At 44.1% G+C, this 1,518-nt stretch carries 1 protein-coding gene; it reads left to right on the top strand.

Features of this window, described 5'->3' with window-relative positions; genetic code table 11:
* Positions 1-631: 631 nt before the first annotated feature.
* Positions 632-1,518: nitrilase family protein (locus tag ACEW8P_RS13400; RefSeq protein WP_373513583.1), on the top strand; the 887-nt coding region annotated here is incomplete at its 3' end.

Here is a 1,518-nt window from a genome sequence, read left to right as displayed (position 1 = left end):
AAGCTGGTGCTGGCCCGAACCCTGCTCAACAAACTCGACACGCCACAAGGCGTATGGGAAGCCGTCGAAAACAGGCATAGGCTCAGGAAGCAGGATTTGCTCAGGCGTAAGCATCATACTTGATTTAACAAAGTAGAACTACTTAATTTTGTTAATGACCTTGGAAGAAAATGGTTTGATTACTTAGAAACGTTAATCGGCCCTTGGGATGGCAATAAAGAGGATAGAGAGAACGAGAGTCCTGATATATTTGATGGAAGCCGCTCTATTCCTTCACTTCCACTAAACAAGCCAACTAACCCTAGTTCGTCGTAGTGTTTCGCGCGAAGTTGTTGTGTGTGGTCTTCCGAAGGATGACCGCTTACTATAAATAGAATGGCCGCAGACGGTCGGCCCCATTGAACGGCCCCGCTGCTAAGTTTACACAAACAACAGAAATTCTTCACCCCCGCTAAACCCGATTTGTAATCGTGCGTTGCATCACCTAGCGTTTTTAACGCGATCTTAGTCATAAGTTTTTTCTAGTCTGCTTTCTGTGTCCTTACCGATAATCTCCCCCGTAAGCTGATAAAATACAAATTAAGCTGCCCATCCCGGGTAGTTCTGAATAATATACCCCATTGAAAAGAATATGGAAAAATTTAAAATATCAACTGCGCAATTTGAACACAAAAGTGGCGACAAGGCGTATAATTTATCGATAATTGAAAAGCTTACAAAAGAGGCAGCAGAAAACGGTTCGAATGTAATCGCATTTCATGAATGCTCCATTACTGGCTATACCTTTGCCAGACACTTAGACAAGGCACAAATGCTGGATTTGGCGGAATATATTCCCGGAGGAGAAAGTATTCTAAAACTTAAAGAAATTGCGAATAAACATAGTGTCACCCTTTTGGCGGGACTTTTTGAGAAGGATAAAGACGATAATCTGTTCAAAGCATACGTTTGTGTCGATAAAAACGGATTGGTTGCCAAATACAGAAAACTACATCCATTCATAAACCCTTTTGTATCGCCGGGTAACGATTACTGTATATTTGAGATTGAGGGATGGAAATGCGGAATTTTAATTTGCTACGACAATAATATTGTCGAGAACGTAAGGGCGACAAAACTCCTGGGGGCCGACATTATTTTTATGCCTCACGTGACGATGTGTACTCCTTCGACGCGTCCGGGTGCTGGATTCGTCGATCCTGAACTATGGAAAAATAGGGAATCAGATCCGACATCGCTGCGACTAGAGTTCGACGGAATGAAAGGACGCGATTGGCTTATGAAGTGGTTGCCAGCCAGAGCGTATGACAACGCTGTTTACGTAGTTTTTTCCAATCCGATTGGTATGGACGACGACCAATTGAAGAACGGCTGTTCTATGGTTATCGATCCATTCGGAGATATCCTTGCGGAGTGTCGCACGTTTGATGACAGCTTTGTAACGGCGACCCTCACTCCCGAAAAACTCGTGCAAGCGGGAGGCCACCGTTATGTCAATGCAAGGCGGCCAGAGTTGTA

The sequence above is a fragment of the Persicitalea sp. genome (assembly GCF_041751555.1).
Taxonomy (GTDB): Bacteria; Bacteroidota; Bacteroidia; order Cytophagales; family Spirosomataceae; genus Persicitalea.
Note: the sequence above shows the minus strand (reverse complement) of the source record. Positions and strands in the feature narration are given on the sequence as shown.